This window comes from Aquabacterium sp., from assembly GCF_034003525.1.
Lineage (GTDB): Bacteria > Pseudomonadota > Gammaproteobacteria > Burkholderiales > Burkholderiaceae_C > Aquabacterium.
Window position 1 is genome coordinate 60,930 of record NZ_JAVEYN010000006.1, and the last position, 21,027, is coordinate 81,956.

13 protein-coding genes are annotated in these 21,027 nt (G+C 65.3%); 1 reads left to right on the forward strand and 12 read right to left on the reverse strand.

What is annotated here, in order from left to right; all coding sequences use genetic code 11:
- The first annotated feature begins 7 nt into the window (after positions 1-7).
- Positions 8-1,534 (forward strand): glycerol kinase GlpK, encoded by a 1,527-nt coding sequence (gene glpK, locus RBT42_RS05400; RefSeq protein WP_320362866.1) that lies wholly within the window; start codon positions 8-10, stop codon positions 1,532-1,534.
- Here the strand turns inward: glpK and RBT42_RS05405 are convergent, their stop codons facing one another.
- The 12 genes from RBT42_RS05405 to RBT42_RS05460 all read right to left on the reverse strand — a co-directional run bounded on the left by RBT42_RS05405 (position 1,535) and on the right by RBT42_RS05460 (position 20,980).
- Positions 1,535-3,646 (reverse strand): site-2 protease family protein, encoded by a 2,112-nt coding sequence (locus RBT42_RS05405; RefSeq protein WP_320362868.1) that lies wholly within the window; start codon positions 3,644-3,646, stop codon positions 1,535-1,537. It lies immediately after the preceding gene.
- Positions 3,646-4,995, reverse strand: coding sequence for an efflux RND transporter periplasmic adaptor subunit (locus tag RBT42_RS05410; RefSeq protein WP_320362870.1), 1,350 nt, complete (start codon positions 4,993-4,995; stop codon positions 3,646-3,648). Before RBT42_RS05410 ends, RBT42_RS05405 begins: the two co-directional genes overlap by 1 nt.
- The gene (locus RBT42_RS05415; RefSeq protein ID WP_320362872.1) at positions 4,992-12,422 is read right to left on the reverse strand and encodes an Ig-like domain-containing protein; all 7,431 of its coding nucleotides are present in this window, start codon (positions 12,420-12,422) and stop codon (positions 4,992-4,994) included. The genes RBT42_RS05410 and RBT42_RS05415 overlap by 4 nt, the downstream gene beginning before the upstream one ends.
- A gap of 24 nt (positions 12,423-12,446) precedes the next feature.
- The gene (locus RBT42_RS05420; protein WP_320362874.1) at positions 12,447-13,319 is read right to left on the reverse strand and encodes a sulfotransferase; all 873 of its coding nucleotides are present in this window, start codon (positions 13,317-13,319) and stop codon (positions 12,447-12,449) included.
- Between the two features lie 2 nt (positions 13,320-13,321).
- Positions 13,322-13,852 carry an adenylyl-sulfate kinase gene (gene cysC, locus RBT42_RS05425; protein WP_320362877.1) on the reverse strand — a complete coding sequence of 177 codons (531 nt, stop codon included), beginning with the start codon at positions 13,850-13,852 and terminating at the stop codon, positions 13,322-13,324.
- A gap of 9 nt (positions 13,853-13,861) precedes the next feature.
- Positions 13,862-14,572: an efflux RND transporter periplasmic adaptor subunit gene (locus RBT42_RS05430; protein WP_320362879.1), complete on the reverse strand. Its 711-nt coding sequence runs from the start codon at positions 14,570-14,572 to the stop codon at positions 13,862-13,864.
- A 98-nt stretch (positions 14,573-14,670) separates the two neighbouring features.
- Positions 14,671-16,185, reverse strand: a complete 1,515-nt coding sequence (locus tag RBT42_RS05435) for a TolC family protein (protein WP_320362881.1) — start codon at positions 16,183-16,185, stop codon at positions 14,671-14,673.
- A 245-nt stretch (positions 16,186-16,430) separates the two neighbouring features.
- The gene (locus RBT42_RS05440) at positions 16,431-17,612 is read right to left on the reverse strand and encodes an ABC transporter substrate-binding protein (protein WP_320362883.1); all 1,182 of its coding nucleotides are present in this window, start codon (positions 17,610-17,612) and stop codon (positions 16,431-16,433) included.
- 73 nt (positions 17,613-17,685) lie between these two features.
- The gene (locus RBT42_RS05445; protein ID WP_320362885.1) at positions 17,686-18,390 is read right to left on the reverse strand and encodes an ABC transporter ATP-binding protein; all 705 of its coding nucleotides are present in this window, start codon (positions 18,388-18,390) and stop codon (positions 17,686-17,688) included.
- Positions 18,387-19,106 (reverse strand): ABC transporter ATP-binding protein, encoded by a 720-nt coding sequence (locus RBT42_RS05450; protein WP_320362888.1) that lies wholly within the window; start codon positions 19,104-19,106, stop codon positions 18,387-18,389. The genes RBT42_RS05445 and RBT42_RS05450 overlap by 4 nt, the downstream gene beginning before the upstream one ends.
- An 18-nt stretch (positions 19,107-19,124) precedes the next feature.
- A complete protein-coding gene (locus tag RBT42_RS05455) occupies positions 19,125-20,111 on the reverse strand; it encodes a branched-chain amino acid ABC transporter permease (RefSeq protein WP_320362890.1) in 987 nt (328 codons plus the stop codon).
- Between the two features lie 17 nt (positions 20,112-20,128).
- Complete coding sequence (locus tag RBT42_RS05460) at positions 20,129-20,980, reverse strand: branched-chain amino acid ABC transporter permease (protein WP_320362892.1); 852 nt, start codon at positions 20,978-20,980, stop codon at positions 20,129-20,131.
- Positions 20,981-21,027 lie beyond the last annotated feature (47 nt).

Here is a 21,027-nt window from a genome sequence, read left to right on the forward strand (position 1 = left end):
TCTGACCATGGCCCTCATCCTCGCCCTGGACCAGGGCACCTCCAGCTCCCGCAGCATCGTCTTCGACGAGCACGGCCACATTCTGGCCAGTGCCCAATTGGAGACGCGCCAGCACTACCCGCACCCCGGCTGGGTCGAGCACGACCCGCTGGAGTTGTGGACCTCGCAGCGCGACACGGCCCACGCCGCGCTGGCGCAGTTGCGCACCCTGGGCCATGACCTCAGCGAGGTCTACGCCCTGGGCATCACCAACCAGCGCGAGACCACGGTGCTGTGGCGCCGCGACACGGGGCAGCCCGTGGGCCCAGCCATCGTCTGGCAGGACCGTCGCACCGAGGCGCAGTGCGCGCGTTGGCGCGAACAGGGCCTGGCCGACCTGATCCGGGCCAAGACCGGTCTGGTCATCGACCCCTACTTTTCCGGCAGCAAACTGCAATGGCTGCTTGACCACATCGACGGCGCGCGCGCGGCGGCCCAGCGCGGCGAGCTGGCCTTTGGCACCGTGGACAGCTGGCTGCTGTGGAACCTGACCGGCGGCACCGTGCACGCCACCGACGTGAGCAACGCCTCGCGCACCATGCTCTTCAACATCCACACGCAAGACTGGGATGAGGAGCTGCTGCGCCTGATGGACATCCCCCGCGAGGTGCTGCCACAGGTGCGCCCTTCCAGCCATGTGTACGGCGAAGCGCAACCCGAGATCTGGGGCAGTGGTGACTTCCTGGCCGGCCTGGGCGCCTTGCCCATTGGCGGCATGGCCGGCGACCAGCAGGCCGCGCTGTTTGGCCAGGCAGGGTTTCAGGCCGGCATGGCCAAGAACACCTATGGCACGGGCTGCTTCATGCTGATGCACACCGGTGCACAAACCCAGCCTTCGGCCAACGGCCTGCTGAGCACGGTGGCGGCGCAGTTGCCCGGCCAGCGCGCTTATGCGCTCGAAGGCAGCGTCTTCATTGGCGGGGCCGTGGTGCAGTGGTTGCGCGACGGCCTGCACGCGGTGCGCACCGCCAGCGAGGTGCAAGAGCTGGCAGCCAGCGTGCCCGACAGCGGCGGCGTGATGTTCGTGCCCGCCTTCACCGGCCTGGGCGCCCCGTACTGGGACAGCGAGGCGCGCGGTGCCATCGTGGGGCTGACGCGGGGCAGCACGGTGGCGCACATCGCACGGGCGGCGCTGGAGTCGATCGCGTTCCAGAGCGCCGCGCTGCTGCAGGCCATGAGCCGCGATGCCGTGGCCTCGGGCTGCTGCGCGCTGCGCGAGTTGCGGGTAGACGGGGGCGCCTGCGTCAACGACCTGCTGATGCAGTTCCAGGCCGACCTGCTGGGTATTCCGGTGGTGCGACCGAAGGTGGTGGAGACGACCGCGCTGGGCGCCTCCTACCTGGCGGGGCTGAGCACCGGGGTGTATGCCGACACGGCGGTGATTGGCCGCCAGTGGCGCGCCGAGCGCACCTTCGAGCCGCAGCTTTCGCGTGATGAGGCGGCGGCGCGCATGGCGCACTGGGAACACGCGGTGCGGCAGGCGAGCGCGCGCTGATCAGAATCCAGTTTCCCGGATCAGAACCGACAGCCCCGTTCTGAGCACCGGGGCCAACAAAGGCTCGGCACTGGACGAGACATACACGCGCCCCCGCCACTTGAAACGGTTGAGCTGTTCCGCATGCTGGGCATCGCGTGGCATGAACTCAACGCGGTAGTAGGCCCCTTCCGGGAAGAGCTGTCCTTGGTGCTCACGCACCATCACGCTGCCGCCAAAGTGGGATGCCAGTTCGGGCTCGGCCAGCGCACGCAGCCGGTCGGAATGAATCTTGGCGACCTCCAGCTGGAGCGTCGGCCCCACCCCACTGTCCGGCACGAAAACGGCATCTTGCCCTGCGTGCAAATGCCGCACCTCCACGTCCCGCACATAGGCCACCACCCGGACACCGCCTCGCCCTACGAGCACGCCCAGCTTTTCGCTTTGGAGCAGCCACTGCCCCGGCCTCAGATCCGGGTCGGTGACATGCCACTGCCCCTCAAACGGGGCCGTCACCCGGTAGTTGCTCAGATCCGAACGGATCACCTGGCCCTCCGCGTTGGTCACCGCGCTGTGCGCCGTGAGTGACGCCCACTGCCCCAGCATCTCGGGGTTCATCGTGGCCACGCTCGACTGCCACTGCGCGGAGGCTTGACGCGCTTCATTGGCCTGGCTTTGCGAATGGAGCTGCGGCGCATCGAACACAAAGATCGGATGGTCTGGTGCAAGGGCGCCTTCGCGCCCGCCGGACAGCAGCATCGCGCCCTTGGGCGCGTACACCGCATGCACCTGCTGCGGCACCACCACCGCCGAGACCACGACGCGTCCCGGGATGGGCAACAGACCCATCAGCACCACCAAGCTGGCGCATGCACCCCAAAGACCCGCGCGCCGATGAGGGCGCACGTCGGTCCACCGTGAGCGCCACACCCCCAACTCGGACGCCAGCGGCTTGGCCACGAACCAGACGATCTCCACCACGAACAAGAAGATGCCCACCAGCTTGATGAAGAACTGGTAGACCAGCACCGCGATGCCCAGAAACAGGACCAGCCTGTAGAACCAGGTGGCCCAGGCAAACGCAATCAGGCAGGCCTGCTGGCGGGGCGTGAACGACTCGGGCACCGGATCGTGCAAGCCCAGCAGCACCTTGCGCAGATGCCAGCGGGCGAGGGCAAACGATCGCCCATGCAGGTTGGGAAACTGCAACCAATCCATCAGGATGAAATACCCATCGAACCGCATGAACGGGCTCACGTTGATCAGCACCGTGGACACCCAGGTGGTGGTCGACAGCAGGAACAGCATGCTGCGCAGCGTGCCGTCTGGCACCAGCACCCACAGGAACGTGGCCCACAGGGCCACACCCAACTCCGTCAACACCCCGGCGCTCGACACCGCCAGTCGCTGGCGATGGTTCTTGAGCCGCCACACATCGTTCGTGTCGGTGTAAAGCACCGGCCACATCACCAGAAACGCCAATCCCATGGTCGACACCTGGCAGCCATAACGCTTGGCTGTGTAGGCATGGCCAAACTCATGTAGCACCTTCACGAAGGCCAAGGTCAGCCCGTACGCCACCATGCCCTGCCAGCTGAAAAAGTCCACCAGCGTGTGCGTGAACCCCTCCCACTGCCGGATCACGCCCAGCAGCCCCATCACGCCAGCCAGCAGCGTCAACCATGCAAACCCGCGCGAAAACACGAAGCCTGTCCAACGCTGTGTCCGGGTCAGGAAAGCATCCGGTCGGATCAGAGGGAGTCTGAAGAACAGGTAGTTGTGCAGCAACCAGGCCCACCAGGTCCCGGCCATCTGGGCTCGGCTGCGTGCCATCAGGCCTGCAGTACCCCGGCTCACCTGCAGCAACTGGTGCCGAGACAAAAACTCGATCAGGTGCGTCAGGTCTGGCTCGCTCACATGCACGCGGCCGCGCTGCCGCACTTGCTCCAGCAACGCGGCCGGGGACAGCGGGCCCCAGCAGCGCAGCATCTCGAAGCTCACCCAGTCCACCTTGAAGTACTGATTGCGCACGGGGTCATGGATCAACCAGCTGGGGCTCCCTCCGGCGTCCACCCCGCCCTCGATCAGCTCGAGCTCCTGCCGCAGTTCCGGCAACATGGTTGGCGACGTCATCAGATCAACAGGTACCCACGGATCACGGCCAGAGGCTTGCGCAGCAGCCAGTAGACCAGCGGCACCCGCCCGGCAGACACCCGAGCCACGCCCTTGGCCCCGACCATGAAGGCCGACCGATCGGTCAGGCTCGCACGCAATCGATACGCAAACGTGCCATCAGGCCGCGGCTGAGCCTGGTAACCCAACCAGCGCACCTTCGCCTCCAAGGTATCGAGCGGGCTGGCAGCCAGAAACAGCTTGGCTTCATCGCCTGCCTTCAGGGGCACGGCATCGGCCAGATTCACCCAAACCTCCAGCTCGACATCGGCCGGGTTGGCCATGCGCACCACACGCTCGCCCGTTTGCACCGGCTTGCCGATCCACTCGGACACGTCGTTGAACAACACCACGCCGCTTTGGGGCGCCGTCACGGTGGTGCGACCGACCTGCTCGGTCAGAAAGCGCAACTCGGTCTCCCGCTCCTGCACCTTGCCCACCAAGCTGGCCAGCTGAAACTTGGCCCGTGCATCGGTGAGTGCCGACTGTGCGGCCTGGCGGTATTCGGCCTCGGCCGTGGCCAGGCTCTGCTGCGCCACCAGCAAGCGACTGCGCACCACCTCGTTGTCGTAGCTGAACAAGGCGTCTCCGGCCTTGACCACCTGATTGGGCGAGACATGGAACTCGTGAATCACCCCATCCAAGGGCGCGCGCACCACCATGGGTTCGCGCGGCACCAGCTCACCTTCGCCCACCACGGTCAAGCGAACGGGGCACAGCAGCACCAGCAAGAGCACGACCAGCGCCCACAGGCGGCGCGACTGGCGCCAGCCACCTTGCGGCCTCTGCTGCTGGAACCAGTGACGCACGGCCCCCATGACCGACTGGGATGCCACCCGGCGCTGCCGATCGGCCGCGAGGGACCACATGGCCACCCACTCTTGCCACAAGGGCAGGCGTTGCGCGTCCAGCGCATCGTCGGCCACGAGCAAGCCACCCGGCAAGCCCAGGCCCAAAGGCATCCACCAGGCCTGAGCAGGCATCCAGCGCCCCCATCCCTCGCGCAGGGCTTCAGGCAGATCCTGAACAGACAGCGTCTGAAACGCCACATCGGACTGACTCGACAGGTGCTCGCACAACTGGCCGGCCCACTGGATGAAGGGGCTGTGCCGCTCGGGCATGACCACGCCTGACAGGTGGCTCACCCCTTGAGCCTGCCACCACAGCCAGGCCTGCCGGTAGCCCGACAGGGCCTTGGAATCGTTGACCAGCAAAAAGCCCAACTCGTCCAGGCTGTCGGCCTGGCGCGCTTGCTGCCCCAGCCCAACCAGCGACAGCAAAGGGTTGGTGCTCGTGGCGTCCGTGCTCATGCGCGACCACGCTCAACGTGGTTCGCGGCAAATGCCTGGCTCAGTGCGGCCAGCTCGGCCAACTTGCCGGCCGGCCTGTCAGCCAGACGGAGCTGCTCAGCCAAAGCCGGCTTGGCCAGCTTGATCGGCAGATCCAGTGCGCTCACGTTGCGGGCCTTGTCCTTGAGCTTGATCACCACCGTGATGCTGGCCGACTGCCCGGTTTCATCCACGGCCCTGATGACCACTTTAAGCTGCTGAACGCGATCGCCCGCTTCCTCCTCGATCGTGAAGGTCCCCGTGGCGGGATCGAAGCTCACGTAAGCGGGCAGCGGTCGGCCATCGGCCAGCCGGGCCGACAAGGTCACACGTGCACCCGCATCGCTGTGGCCAAAACTGCCCCCCGGCAGGGTGAAGGTGACCTGCTCACCGCGCTCGATCACCACTTCACGCGTGGGCTGCAAGGCACGCAGCCCCCCACCCGTCGACGCGGAGATACCGTCCATGCCCAAGCGCACCACGGCCGTTGCCGCGCTGGGGGCCGCAAACTCAGGCATCCACGGGGTAGCACCGTTCAATGCGCTCAGGTCCGCCGCCAGCACAGGAATGGCCTGGGCCGTGCCGCCAGACATGAAGCTCAAGCCGGCCGGAGGGACCTCTCCCCCATCCGTGGTCGCAGGGGCCTGCGCCACGGGGCCGATGGCCGTTCCGCCTGCCGCCCCCACGTCGGCCGAGACCACGGGAACCGGCGGCGAGTAAACGGTCACGAGAAAGTCCTGATAACTGACATTGCCAGCCGCATCGGTCGCACTCACGCGGATGTTGTAGGCCCCGGCCGCCAGTTGGGTGCGGCTTTGCAGCAGCCCGCCGGCCAACACAAAACGGGCGTTGTCGGCGTCGTTCGTGCCGTTGCCCGCCACCAGGTCATAGCTGACGGCCTGGCTGTCCAGCGACGACAGGGACGCCACCGTGATGCTGGGACCGGTGGCCACGTCCATCACGCTGGAGGCGCTCAGCGCGATCGCCGTGGGCGCTGCGGTGTCGATGGTGACGACCAATCCTGTGGAGGCTGGGCTCGTGTTGCCGGCGGCGTCCGTCACCTTGGCCGTCAAGGTGTGGGCACCCGCACCGAGCGCGCTGGAGGTGATGCTCCAGTTGCCCGCGCCATCGGCCGTCGCGGTGCCCAACACGGTCGTGCCATCGGTGTCGTACAGCGTGACCGTTGAGCCCGCCTCCGCGCCACTGCCCGTGATGGTCGGCGTGGTGACCTTGGTGAGCTTGTCGGTGTTGCTGAGACCCGAATCCGAGGCCGACGCCAGGTCCAAGGCGGATGGTGCGGCGGGCACCACGGCATCCACCAGCACGCCGGCGGTGCTGCCAACGCTGTTCAGGGCCAAGGTGGCATCGTTGCCGGCAACGTCTCTGAGGCTGCCTCCGTTGGTCGCCAGCGCCCCCACCGTGATGCCGTCGCTGTCCACGTCTCCTGACTGCGTGGTGTAGCGGAAGGTCAGGGCGGTGCTACCGCTGCCGGAGACATAGTTGGCGTATACCGTCGCGCCTCCCACGGTCAGTGCGATGCGGGGCTGGCCGCCGGTGGTGTCCACGATCACCGCCTGGTTGAAGTTGACGGTGAAGTCCAGGTTCTGTCCTGTGCCATAGATTGCGTTGGCGGGTACCGCCACGCTGCTCACCTGAGGTAGCGCGGTGTCGATGGCATAGTTGTTGGAATTGGTGCTACCGGTGCCGGTGTTGCCTGCCAAGTCGCTCATCCCGGTGTTGGCCAGGGTGATGAGGTTGGTGGCCGCGGTCACGCTGGCGCTCGGCGTCAGGGTGGCGGTCCAGGTGATGCCGCCGTCGTTGGAGGTCAGCCCGCTCAGGGTGCCGTTGTCGACCATGAAGTCCGCGATGGTCAGCCCGGTCACCTGCTCGTTGAAGGTGATGGTGACGGTGGCGCTCTCTCCTGCTTTGAGGGCGGTGTCATCCACCACGATGCTCGCGGTCGGGCGCAGGGTGTCGATGGCGTAGTTGACCGAGACGGTGCTGCCCACGCCGGCGTTGCCTGCAAAGTCGATCACCCCGCTGTTGTCGAGGGTGATCAGGTTGCTGGCATGGCTGACGTTGACGCTCGGCGTGAAGGTCGCCGTCCAGGTCAGGCCGCTGTCGCTGCTGCTGAGGCCGCTGAGGCTGCCGTTGGCCACACTGAAGTCGGCGATGTCCAGGCCGGTGACCTGCTCGCTGAAGTTCACGGTGACGGTGGCAGTCTCGCCGATGCGCAGGGCCGTGTCGCTGAGGTTGATGCTGGTGGCCGCCGGGCGCACGCCATCCGCCACCAGGGCCTTGTTGGCGCCCAGGGAGCCGGCCGCACCGGGGGCAGCCAGGGTGAGGATGGCGTTCTGGTTGGCGCCGTCCTTGATGGTGCCGCCATTGAGGCTCAGCGCCGAGGTGGAGGCGTAGTCGAGATCGGCGGAGCTGTCGCCGGCCTGCACGGTGTAGGTGAAGCTCAGGGTGTCGGTACCCGAGCCGGACACGTAGTTGAGCACCCGATCGGTGGCGCCGGTCTCCAGGGTCAGGGTCGGGGTGCCGGTGACGTTCACTGCCGAATCGAAGCGCACGGTGACGGTGATGACATCGCCGATCTTGTAGGTGCCGTTGGCCGTGCTGGACGAAACGCTGGTGACGGTCGGGGCGATGGGCGCGGTCAGGGTCAGGTCGTTGCCGCTGCCACCGATGTAGCTGATGGTCATCTCGGTGCCATTGCCGGCGGCGTTGAACTTGTCGCCCTCGTTGGTACCGGAGAAGGTGCCGATCACTGCATCGGCCGCATCGTTGACGATCACCGTGTAGCTGTCGCCGCTGCCGGCCGCATAGCCGTGGGTCACCACCAGGTTGGCGGCGGAGACGTCGACCGTACCGTTCACCACCACACGGTCGTAGCCGGTGCCAGCGGTGGCTCCGTTGATGTCCAGCGCCAGGGTGCTGCCCGAGGACATGACCAGGTTGCCGTTGATGGTCAGGCTGCCAGCCCCCGAGTTGCCGGGGGACAGGGTGGCACCGCTCTGCACGACGACGTCGCCGCCCAGGGTGCCGCTGCCGGCCAGGGTCGCCCCGTTGGCCACGGTGGTGGCGCTGGCGGTGCTGCCATCGACCACCAGGGTGCCGGCGGAGACGTTGGTGGTGCCGGTGTTGGTGTTGCTGCCGGACAGGGTCAGGTTGCTGGCGCCGGCCTTGGTCAGACTGCCGGTGCCGCTGATGGTACCGGACAGTGTGGTCGCAGCGCCGGCGTTGACGGTCACCAGGCCGGTCAGCGCCAGGGTGTTGTCGAGGGTGGTGTTGCCGGTGATCTGCAGGGTGGTGCCGTTGGCCAGGTTGAGCGCACCGGCGCCCAGGTTGCTGTCACTGGCGATGCTCAAGGTCCCGGCGCTGACGCTGGTGCTGCCGCTGTAGGTGTTGGTGCCGGTCAGGGTCAGGATGCCGGCGCCGGACTTGGTCAGGCTGTTGCTGCCACTGATCACCCCTGACAGGGTAGTGGCGGCGCCAGTGTTCACCGTGGCGCTGCCGCTCAGGGCGATGGCGTTGTCGAGGGTGGTGGCGCTGGTCACCGCCAGGGTTGTGCTGGCGCCCAGGGTCAGCGTGCCGCTGCCGAGGTTGCTGTCGCTGGCAACGCTGAGGGTGCCGGCACTGACAGTGGTGGCGCCGTAGGTGTTACTGCCGGACAGGGTCAGGGTGCTGGCACCGGCCTTGGTCAGGGTGAAGGCGCCGCTGATAACCCCCGACAGGGACGCGGCCGCCGAGCTGCTCACCGTGGCATTGCCGCCGAGCACGATGGCGTTGTCGATGGTGTTGGCACCGGTGAGTGCCAGGGTCGTTCCGGCGGCCAGGTTTACCGCGCCCGACCCCAGGTTGCCGTCGTTTGAGATCGACAGGGTGCCGGCGCTCACGTAGGTGGCGCCGTAGCCATTGCTGCCGGACAGGGTCAGGGTGCCGCTGCCGGTTTTCGTCAGGTCGTAGGCGCCGCTGATGGCGCCGCTGAGGGTGACAGCGTTGCTGTTGCCGATGCTGCTGTTGCCGGACAGGACGATGGCATTGTCGATGGTGGTGGCACCCGTAACGTCGAGCACGGTGCCACCCGCCAGGTTGACGGCCCCGCTGCCCAGGTTGCCGTCGCCAGCGATCGACAGGGTGCCGCCGGAGACGGTGGTGGTGCCACCGTAGGTATTGCTGCCGGACAGGGTCAGGGTGCCGCTGCCCTGCTTGACCAGCGAGCCGGTGCCGGAAATCACCCCGAGCACCGAGGTGCTGGTGTTGTCGCCCCCGGCATTAAGGGTGTAGCTGCCCAGCTGGATGCTGGCGTTGGAGCCCGCGCTGGCCAGGCTGCCGATGGTCTGGTCCGAGAGCAGCGTCAGGACGCTGTTGCCGTTGACCCGCACGGCGTTGCTGTTGGACATGGAGGCGTCGCCGTTGAGCTTCAGCCAGCCGTAGTTGGCGAGCACAGTGTTGCCGGTGTAGGTGTTGGTACCGGAAAGCGTGGTCGAGTAGGTGGCGGCCCCGATCTGGTTGAAGGTCACCCCACCGGTGCCGCTGATGCCGCCGGAGAAGGTGGTGTCCGCCGTCTGGTTGCTGGTGAGATTGAAGCTGCCCAGGGTCACGGAGCCGGCACCGGAGAGGTTGCCGAGCGCTTCGTTCCCGGCCAGGGCCAGGGTGGCACCCGCAGCGACCGACACGCTGGTGTTGGAAGCGAGCGCATCGCCGCCACTGACCGTCAGGGTACCCGCGCTGATCGTGGTGGCGCCGCTGAAGGTGTTGCCGGAACCTGAGAGGGTCAGGTTGCCCCCCCCGGCCTTGGTCAGGGCGCCGCTGCCGGCGATGACGCTGCTGATGGTGGCGGTGTCGCCGGCGCCATGGGTGACGGTCTGTGTGGTACCTCCTCCCAGGGTGAGGGTGCCGCCAGTGAGTCCCAGGCCGCTGGCCTGGTCCATGTCGAAGGTCAGGCTCTCGTTGACCGACCCGGCGTTGAGGTTGAGCGTCTGGCCGGCCAAGTTGCTGGCGAAGACGATGGTCTGGGTACCGGTGCTGTCGGCCGCGGCGATGGCAACGGCCTCGCTGAAACTCGTGCCGTTGCTGGGGTCGATGGTCGCGGTGTCTGAGGCATTGGTGACGTAGATGAAGTCACTGGCCACCGTGACGTTGGCCGTCGCACTGCCGCCGGAACCGTCGTTGACCGTGACCTTCACGTTGGCATCGCCGGCCGGGGTGTCGTTGCGGTAGGTGATGCGCTGCGCCACGTCGTTCACCAGGGCGGTGGTCGCCGTGGTGCCGCTGCTGGTGAAGGTGATGGTCAGCACGCCGCCGGTATTGGTGAAAGTGGCGAAAGTCTGTCCACCGGACTGCAGGTTGCTGCCGCTGACGGTGAACAACGCGCCGACGGTGTCGAAACCCAGCACGTCGCTGCTCACCGCCGTGCCGTTGCGCTGGATGACCAGGCTGGCGCCAGACCAGTTGCCGTTGCCGCTGTTCAGCGCACCCAACTCGGCATCGGCCAAACTGGCGTTGCTGCCCACGTCGAGCCGCACGGTATTGCCCACACCGGCCCAGGCGACGCTGTCACCATTGAGGTTGCCGAGGGTCGGCGCGGCGTTGGAGATCCAGGTCGAGTCGGTCACGCCACCGCTGCCGGTGATGATGGACTCGTTACCGGTGTTCGAACCGGCTCCGGTACTGCCTGGAGCCTGGGAGTTCTGTCCCGCCCCGCCAGAGCCCCCACGGCCATAGTTGCTGGTGCTGGTGACGGTTCCGCTTTCGTAATACAGAGTGCCTCGGTTGAAGATCCCGCCTACCCCCTGGCCCCCATCGGCGCCACGGATGCTGTAGCTGCTGCCGCTGCCGCCACCGCCGGCGCCAAGGTTGTTGGTGATGCTGGTGGACGTCAGGTAGACCGTGGCACCCGAGGCGATGTACATGCCCCCCGCAGCATTACCGCCTCGACCGCCCCCGCTGCCATAAGAGGCACCGGTCCCTGCACCGCCACCACCGATGTAGCCCGTGCTGGCGCTTCCAGCCGTCCCCCCGCTCCCCCCCGCAGCCAAGCCCGGCACGCCTGTGCCGCCCGCGCCACCGGAGGTACTGCCGCCCTTGCCGGCCTGAGCGGGCAAACCACCGTAGCCCCCGATACCGCCGACCCCGTTGCCCCCGGCCCCTCCGTTGATGCTGGGGTTGTAGTTGCCGCCCCTGCCGCCACCGACAGAAGCAAATCCGCCGCCGCCACCGCCGCCATAGCCATAGCCGGCGCCACCGCCGTTACCGCCGCCGCCGGCGGCCTTGTTGGCGGTGATGCTGGCGTTCTTCATGGTGAGCACACCCCCGCTCACATAGATGCCGCCCCCCAGGGCGTCCTTGCCGTTGAGGCTGTTGTAGTCGCCGCCGGCGCCGGAAACCAGGCCCTTGGTGATCACCAGGCCATCCAGTGTCACGGTGCCGGCCATCATGGTGATGACCCGGCTGCTGTGATTGGCATCGAGGGTCACGTCAGCCACACCGTCGTTGTTCAGGTCGCCGTCGATGATCAGGTTCTTGCTGATGACCAGTTCGCCGCTGGTCAGCGAGACCGTCATGTTCGACTGGAAGGTGATGGTGTCGCCTGACAGGGCCGTGAAAATGGCGTTCCTGAGGGTGCCCGCTCCCGAATCGCCGCCGCTGGTGACGGTGATGGTCGCCAGGTCATGGCCATAGGTGGCGGTGCTGGCGCTGCTGAGCGCCGAGGTGGCCTCGATGGTCCCGGTGGTGATTTCCAGGGTCCAGTCGCCGCGGCTGCCGGTGCGGTCATCAGAGGCCGCCACATCACGCCCGGTGAGGGACGCCAGGGACTCAACGAACGCCCTGCCGCTGTCGCCGCCTGCGGTGTTGCAGGCGTAGATGAGGATGTCGCCGCCGGCCTTGATGCCCGCCCCCAACTCGGCGAGAGCGTCACTGTGGTGCGCCAAGGTAACGTCAGAAAGGTAACTGGATCCCAGCCAAAGATTGCCCTGATCGCCATGGGCAATGATCTGAACTGAATCCTGGTTGCCGTGCTGGCTCAGGTAGTCGGCCATCTGCTTGACACCGTCCTTGGTGGCGTCAAGGTGGACAACGGTCGCACCAGGGCCAACACCCTGCAAAAGCAACTCCGCATCGGTAACACGGGAATCAACAAACACCACCACTGCTTGACGGTCGCCCTCGGATGGCCCCCCACCCACCAGCGCGGCGCCATGGATCGAAGTGTCAATGGCATGTGCGTTGGGATCCACCGCGAGGGCAGCATCCAATACAGTCGCCACTGCAGCGCCATCGAACATGAACCGCTGCTCCAGCGCCATCAAACGGATCGGTCGATGAGCGCCTTCAGCCAGAGGCGTCGACGCCCCTTCACGAGAATTGAGCTTGCGGTCCTTGCGCGATTTACTCCACCACATGACGAATACCTCTGAACGGGTGACTTACTGAAATGATTGAGGGCTGACCGCGACTTGCCGCTCGACGACGTCATGGCGACTGGGTCTGATGACATGGGCAGCGCTGTCTTCGAGGTTGCGCCAGAAGTTCAATGTCGTGCAGCGTGTGAAGACATCCGGTGGAAGAACGGTCTTGCGATGGATGAATTCGACCTTGGGCCGAATGCGATGCAAGCCACTCATGCCGAGCTCAGCGTCGAATTCCGGCGCGTCGAACTCCACTCCATCAAAGTGATGCGGGAATGGTGTTTCGCCAATGAATTGGTAGATCAGTTCGAGCACCTTGGCGGGAGCCTGACTCAGCAAGTCGTAATCGACGACCAGCAATCGGTCCGCGTGTTCACCATAGCAGGCCTCCTTGAGGGCCGACCACGCAAACCCGACCAGGCGGTTGCGCTGCAAAAGGGTCTCGACACGGCTTTCCACCGTCAATCGCTCACTCCAGTCGCCAAACAGCTTGGTGTTCTCGTAAGGGTTGGCCCTGTAGCGCCGCTCCAGGCTGTCTAGCACCCAAGCGACGTCCCGTACACAGGCAATCACCTTCGCGTCCGGAAACAAGTCCATGAGCAAAGGCAGCTTGGCACACCAAGCCCGATTGGTGTCAAAAATGACATCCTTGTGCACCTCGTCCGCGTAGTACGAAGAAAAAATGCCCTTCAGCAGATGACGCCGTTGCGCTTGAGTGATGACAGGCGCGAATTCACTGCCCGCACTGAACTCGCCAATCATGTTGCCGACCAGATTGCCAACGGGACTGCTCATGCTGGCGTGAAAGCGGGGGTTTTGCCGAAGGATGGCTGACAAGAGCGTAGACCCCGACCTGGGTAGTCCGGAGATGAAATGGAACTTCTTGTCCATGCTTATGCTGCCTCTTCAAAAATGCGCGAATACAAAATCTGAGCCATCTCTTCAGGCGCCATCACTTGCGTGTCGAAACTGAATTCGGGCGCTTGAGGTGGCTCATAAGGTGCGTCCCATCCGGTCAAGCCGATGAGGTCGCCGCGTTGTGCTTGTGCATACAGGCCCTTTGGATCACGACGCATGCACTCCTGCAGGGACGTGCACAAATGCACTTCGCTGAAGTCGCCCGGCTGAAACAAGCCTCTCACCTGCGCCCGGTCGGCCACAAACGGTGACACGAAAGATCCGATCACAGTCAACCCAGAGCCATGCAACAGACGCGACACCTCACCAGCACGGCGGATATTCTCCTTGCGACTGTCCGCATCGAAACCCAGGTCGGAACACAGTCCTTGGCGCAACTGGTCACCATCCAGACAGATACCCCTCACACCCAGCGATGTCAGATGCGCTACCAACGCGTTGGCGAGCGTCGTCTTGCCCGAAGCAGGAAGGCCAGTGAGCCAGAACACGTGGGGTGCGGTACGCATGTTCGGTCGTCAATTGCCTGTCACATTCGAGACTCGGCCACTCATACCGGCCATGAGTTCGGCGGGGCGACCTTCAATGACCGCCGCCACCTTGATGGACTGGCTGACTGGATCCACCCGGGCGCCCAGGCGGCTCACGCGGGCGTTGTAGGTCTTGCCCGTGTCATCCACCCGCACGCGCACGGCGCCGTTTCCGCGCAAGCTGGGCAGCCAGCTGGACGGGGCAATGAATTCGAGCTCCAGCACGCTGTCGTCGATGATGTCGAGCAGGGCCTGGCCGGTCTGCACGAATTGCTCTTCGCGCACCTTCTGTTCGGCCACGCGGCCGCTGAACGGGGCGATGACCCGGCACTTGCTGACCACCGTCCTGGCCGCCTTGGCCTCGGCCTGGGCTTTCAGCGCTTCCGCTTGCGAGACCTGCAGCTCCACCTTGCCGATGGCCGCATGCTTGATCATTTCCTGGTTGGCCTCCAGCGTGATGTTGGCCGCCTGAATGGCGGCTTGCGCTCTTTCCAGCTGGCTTTGCTGCATGGCGCAGTCAAAGGTGATCAGGGTCTGCCCCGCCTTGAATGCCCCGCCCTCCTTGGGCTGGATCTTGAGCACCTTGGCCGGAATCTCGGCCGCCAAGGTGGTGTAACGACGCGGGCTGAGCTGGCCGCGCACTTCGCGCGCATCCAGCAGGGCAGCCGGGGCCGCAGCAGACTGAGGGGCGACGGTCACCGTCGGTCGGCTTTGTGCGCTGGCTGCCACATGGGTCAGACCGCACAGGGCCAAGACCGTCCAAACGCCTCCCCAGCGCATGCTCGATGAAAACCGACTCACCACGACAGGCCTCCGGGCAGCTTGGACAGTTCGGCCGCGTCCCAGCGCTGCAGGCTTTGCTGCACGGCCTGCACCACCTCGGGCAGAGGCTTGTTTTCTGCAGCCGGCACCACGGGCTCCATCCCCAACGTGGCTTGCAGGCGCGAGGCGGCCGCCTGGGCGTTCGACAGCGCCTGGTAGCGTCGCAGCGACGACAGGATGCTGGCGGTTTGCTGGGCCACGCTGTCTTGCCGGGACTGCGCCTCGGCTTTGGCGCGCGCCGACACCACGTCTGCCATGCGGGCGTCCACGCGGGCGATCTTGTCGGCACGCTGGTACTGCTTGGTGGCGTTGGCGTAGTTCAGGCGTGCAATGTGCAACTGGGAAATCACCGCCATCTGTGTGGCCACTTGCCGCTGGTCGGCCATTGACACACCCATGTCGGCCAAGCGCTTGGCGGTGGGCGCACTGAGGATGCCCAGCAGGTTGAACGAGATCTGAGCGCCCGCCTCGGTCCAACGCTGGTTGACGATGTACTCATCGTCGGTGGTCTTGGTGCCATAGCTGAACGACACGCCGGGAAACATCTTGACGATGACCTTCTTGGCTTCGTCGCGCGCAATGCGGGCGTTGTAGAGGCTCTCGCGCATGTCAGGGTTGTTGACCAGAGCCTGCAACTCCATGTCGGCCGGGTTCATGTGCAGCCAGCGGGTGTTGATCTGGGCCTCGGGCTCCACCACGGTGAAGTGGCTGCCCACGGGCAAGGCAGCCAAAGTGGCCAGCTCGACACGGGCAGACGACAGCTCGTGCTCGACCAACTCAAGCATCCGCAGGTTTTCGAGCAATTGGCGCTGATAGCGCAGCGGCTCCAGTGGCGAGCGCATGGCCGAGGACTCTGCCGCTTCCGAACTCTGGAGGGCAGCCTCGGCCTCTTGCATGGTGTCACGCACCGACTGCCCCAGCTTCTCGGCGGCAACCACGCGCCAGTATGCCGTGCGCACGTCTTGCACCAGGTTGTGCAGCGCCTTGCGGCGGCGCTCACCCGCAATCAGCACGCGGTCGCTGCTTTGTTTGGCAGCGTAGTAGCTCTGCCCGAAGTCGAGCAGGCTCCAGGTGAAGCTCAGGTCAGTGGTGAACGCCTCGCGAGAGCTGGAGAGCGTCGTGCCGGGTGTGATCGGCGAATTGGGCCCCGCGCGCAGATTGGTCAGGAGGTCCGAGTCGCGCGAGCGGTAACCGGCGTTGGCCATGAGCTTGGGCAACAGGTCAAAGTTGGCCAGGTCCAGGGTGCCGTGGGCCATGGCTTCTTCCATGACCCGCACCTGCCGCTCGGCGTTGTATTTGATGGCGCGGGCAATTGCCTCTTCGAGCGACAGTGGCCCGTTCACGGGCGCCACCGCGTTGACCTGTTGGGTTTTGACGGCTTTGGCCTGTTGAACGATGTCAGCCTCTTGCAAAGCCTCTGGTTTGAGGTTGGCACAACCCGCCAAGGTAATGACAGCCAGCGACGTGGACAGCAATTTGAAGTAATGCATGCGATTCATGAAATGCTTGGATCGGCCGGCCCATCTGATGCCACGCACAAAATGGGAGCTCAAACTCGTGACGAAGATAACGTTACAAAACCTTGAGTGAATATATCTTTGAACTTCCTTGGCTGACCGGCAGCCGGCCACAGGCCTGCAATAAAAAACACAAAAAAAGGGCAACCCGAGGGTTGCCCAAAGCGCTCTGAAACCTGAATTCAAAAGGAGGGGGCGCGCTCAACGCCCCCAGGCGATCACATCTTGCACAGCGGCGACGCGGCCGGCACGATCGACGCGGGGAAGGTCTGCTCGATGACCGGACGCAGCACGCCATCGGCGGTCTTCACGCGGGCCACGAAGTTGGGGATCACCATCTGGTTGTCGGCGGCACGCACGGTGGCCTTGCCGTACAGCGTGTCCACGGTGGCACCACGCAGTGCCTTGGTCACGGCTTCGGGTTCGACGCTCTTGGCCAGCTTCACGCCCTGGAACAGCACCAGCGCACCGTTGTAGGCCTGGCCTTCCGTGTCGGTGGGCAGGCGGCCGTTCTTGGCCTTGAAGGCCGCGGCAAAGGCCTTGGAGGCAGGCGAGTTCACGTCAGGCGTGTAGCCCACGTTGCCGGGTGTGCCTTCGAGCAGCTTGCCGGTGGCATTGATGATGAAATTGGACACCAGCGCGTGGCCGATCAGCGGGGTCTTCAGGCCGAAGTCGTTGGCCTGCTTGACGAAGTTGACACCGCCCGAGACGTCGGCAAACCAGATGGCGTCCACACCGGCGGCCTTGAGTTGCTGGATGTAGGGCGCGTAGTCCTTGGTGCCCAGCGGGGCGAACAGCTTGAGGCTGACCTTCTTGCCTTGCGAGGTCACGGCGGCTTCGAAAGACTTGGCCGAGTCCTGACCCCACACATAGTCGGCCGCCAGGATGGCGAAGTTGTTGCCCTTGAGGCCCTTGACCCACTGGTTGATCATCGCCAGGTCCATCGCGTCGGAATGGTTGGTGCGAATGAAACGGGGGTTGCAGGCGTCGGCGGTGAGCTTGTCGGCCTTGGCCATGGTGCCGATGAAGGCGGCGTCCCAACGGGTCAGGTTCTGGCTGATGGCCAGCGAGATCGAGGAGGTGATGGGGCCCAGGATGAACTTGTAGCCGTCGCGGGTCAGCTTCTCTGCGGCACGGCGACCGGCGTCGGGCGTGCTTTCGTCGTCGCCCTCGGCGAGTTCGATCTTGCGGCCATCGACACCGCCCTTGGCATTAGCTTCTTCCACGGCGAACTTGACGCCGTTGATCACGTCAGCCCCCATGGTGGAGAAGCCGCCCGACTTGGACGAGACCAGGGCGATCTTCAGGGGTTCCTTGGCTTGGGCCAGGGCGACGGTCGGCAGGCTGGCGACCAGCACCACACCGGCCAGCAACTGGGTCATCTTCGTGTACTTGTTCATCATGGTCTCCTCGAATCAAACAATGTCTGCCGGATGCGGTCCGGCCGCCGATTCACCACATTCGAAAAAAGGCTCACACCATCACGTGTTCTTCCAGGTCCTTGAGGCACTCGCGCGTGTTCTCGACACGGCCCTCGGCCACCACGGATCCCTTGGCCATCGCCAGGTAGCGGTGCGCCACGCGCACCACCAGGCTCATGTTCTGTTCGATCAACAACAGCGCGGTGCCCTGGTCGGCCACCTGGTTGAAGATGTCGGCGAGCTGGTCCACGATCACCGGAGCCAGACCTTCGGTCGGCTCGTCCAGCAAGATCAGATCGGGGTTGGCCATCAGGGCACGGCCCACGGCCACCATCTGCTGCTGGCCGCCCGACAAGGCGGTGCCCGAAGTGTGGGCGCGCTCTTTCAGGATGGTGAAAAGCTTGTAGATCTCGGCCACGTTCCAGTGGCCCTTGCGGCCGGTGGCCGCGCCTAGCAGCAGGTTCTCTTCCACCGTCAGGTTGGCGATGATGCGGCGGCCCTGCGGCACCACGACGATGCCGTTTTGCGCGGCCATGTAGGCGCGCGGCTTGGTGATGGGCTTGCTGCCAAAGTGGATGTGACCCGACTTCATCTGGGCCAGTCCCAGGATGGTGTTGACCACCGTGGTCTTGCCCACGCCGTTGCGGCCGATCAGGCCCACGCGCTCGCCCTTGTTGACGTGCAGGCTCAGGCTGTGGAGGATGTGCGCCGAGCCGTAGTAGGACTGGACGCCTTGGAGGTTCAACAGAGCGGTCATGCGGTGCTCCCGAGGTAGGCTTCACGGACGCGCGGGTTGGCGCGGACTTCGGCGGGAGCGCCCTGGGCGATCACCCGGCCGAGTTCGAACACGGTGATGACATCGGAGATGCCGAACACCACGTCCATGTCGTGCTCGACCAGCAGCACCGACACGTCCCACTTCGAGGTCAGGGCCTTGAGGTGCTTGGCCAGGTCGTGCGATTCCTTGACCGACAGGCCGGCCATCGGTTCGTCGAGCATCAGCACCTGCGGACGGCCCACGAGGGCCAGGGCCAGGTCCAGGCGGCGTTGCTCGCCGTAGCCCAGGTCCTCGGCCACGATGTTGCCCAGGCGGTCGAGGTCGAGTTCCTTGAGCACGGCCTCGGCGTCTTCGGCCGAATTCGCCATGCCCATCTTGTAGGACGCCAGCTCCACCTGCGCCCGCACGGTCATGCCGTGGAAGATGGAGGTGCGCTGGAAGCTGCGCGACAGGCCACGGGCGCGACGCTCGACCGCCCCGAGGTGGCTCACGTCCTGACCCATCAGGGTCACCTTGCCGCGCGTCAGGGGACGACGGCCGGTGATGGCATCGATCACGGTGGACTTGCCGGCGCCGTTGGGGCCGATCAGGCCACGGATCTGACCTTTCTCCAGCGTCATGTCCACGCCGTCCAGCGCCTTGACGCCGCCGTAGTGGATGGCCACATCCTGGGCCTGCAGTACATATTGGCTCATGGGTGTCTCCTGTGGCAGTCAGTGGCTGATGGGCTGGTGGGCCGCACCGGCGGACTTCTTGCCCTTGAAGGCCCGCTCGATGGCACCGATGATCCCGTCGGGCGAGAACACGATGACCGCGATCAGCGCCGCGCCAAAGATGGCGTTGCTGTGCGTGGCGTACTCACCCAGCAGATCCTTGAACAGGAAGTACACGATGGCGCCGATGATCGGGCCGACCGGGCGCTTGAAGCCCCCCACCACCACCATCAGCAGGGTGATGGCCGACACGCTCCAGTGCAGGTTCTCGGGCGAGACGAAGCCGGTGTTGAACGAGGACAGCAGACCGGCGATGCCGGTGACCACGCCGGAGATGGCGAAGATGAGGGCGCGCGGCACCGTGGTCGTGATGCCGATGAAGCGGGCGCGCTCTTCGTTGTCGCGGATGGCCTCGGTGATGGCACCGAAGCGCGTGCGGATGACCCACAGCAGGATGTAGGTCACGACCACCATCAGCACCCAGGCAATCATGAACAGCACCGTGGGCTTGAGCAGCACCGACTGCGAGAAGCCGAACACCTCGTTGGGCCACGCCACGCTCATGCCATCGGTGCCGCCGGTCATGCCGGTGGCGCGGGTGGCCAGCAGGTAGGCCATCTGGCCAATGGCCAGCGTCAACATGCCGAAGGCGATGCCGGGCACCCGCACAATCACCAGGCCCATCAGGAAGCCCATCACGGCCAGGCCACCGAGCACCGCGAAGATGGCGGCTTCGGCCGACATCCATTCCAGTTGCAGGATGACGCCCATGCCGTAGCCGGCGGCGCCAAAGAACAGCGCGTGGCCAAAGCTGACCAGACCGTTCTGGCGCAGCAGGAAGCCCACGCCCAGGGCCGAGATGGCGTAGACCACGGCCTGCGTGAACATCGCCAGCAAGGAGCTGGAGGTCACGAAGGTCATGATGCCCACGCCCAGGATCAGGGTCAGCACCGACAGGATGCTGACGCGAGACATACTCATGTTCATGTGGTTCTCCCGCTCGATCAGGTGCGGCTGCCCATCAGGCCCGAGGGGCGCCAGATCAGCACGGCAATCATGAAAAGGAAGGGCAGCAGGACGGACACGCTGGGCAGGTAGACGGCACCCAGGGCCTGCATCATCCCCAGCAGGATGGCGGCAATGAAGGCACCGGCCAGCGAACCCAGGCCACCGATCACGACGACGACGAAGGAGTCGATCAGCACGTCCGAGCTCATGTGCGGCGACAGCGACAGGAAAGGACCGGCGACCACACCCGCGAGACCGGCCAGCGCACTGCCCAGGCCCACCACACCAGCGCTCAGCACGTCGGTGTTGACGCCCTGCATCGAGGTGGTGACCGGCTCGGTGGAGGCGGCACGCACGAACAGGCCGATGCGCGAGAAGCGCAGCCACAGCGTCAGCCCCACGGCCACGGCGATGCCCATGAAGAGCACCGCGATGCGGTAGGCCGGCAGGTCATGGCCGAACAGGTTCACCGAGAAGTTGAGCAGCTCGGGCGTGAAGATGGAGTAGTTGCCCTTGCCCCAGATGGCGACCACCAGGTCTTCCAGGATCAGCAGCAAACCGAAGGTGACGAGCATCACGTTGAGGGGCTCGCGGTCTTGCAGCAGGCGAAAGCCATAGCGGTCCAGCAGCACGCCGACCACGGCCATGATGGCCGGTGCGGCCACCAGCGCGACCCAGAAATTGGTTTGCAGGGCCACGGTGTAGCCGAGGTAGGCGCCGAGCATGTAGAGCGCGCCGTGCGCGAAGTTCACGACGCGGCGCAGGCCGTAGATCAAGGCAAGTCCCGAACTCATCACGATGAGCAGGGCGCCATAGACCAGCCCGTTGAACAGGTTGATGGTCAACATAGAGGGTGTCTCCTGTCAGGAGGTGTGGCTGGTGGCCACAGGGGGAG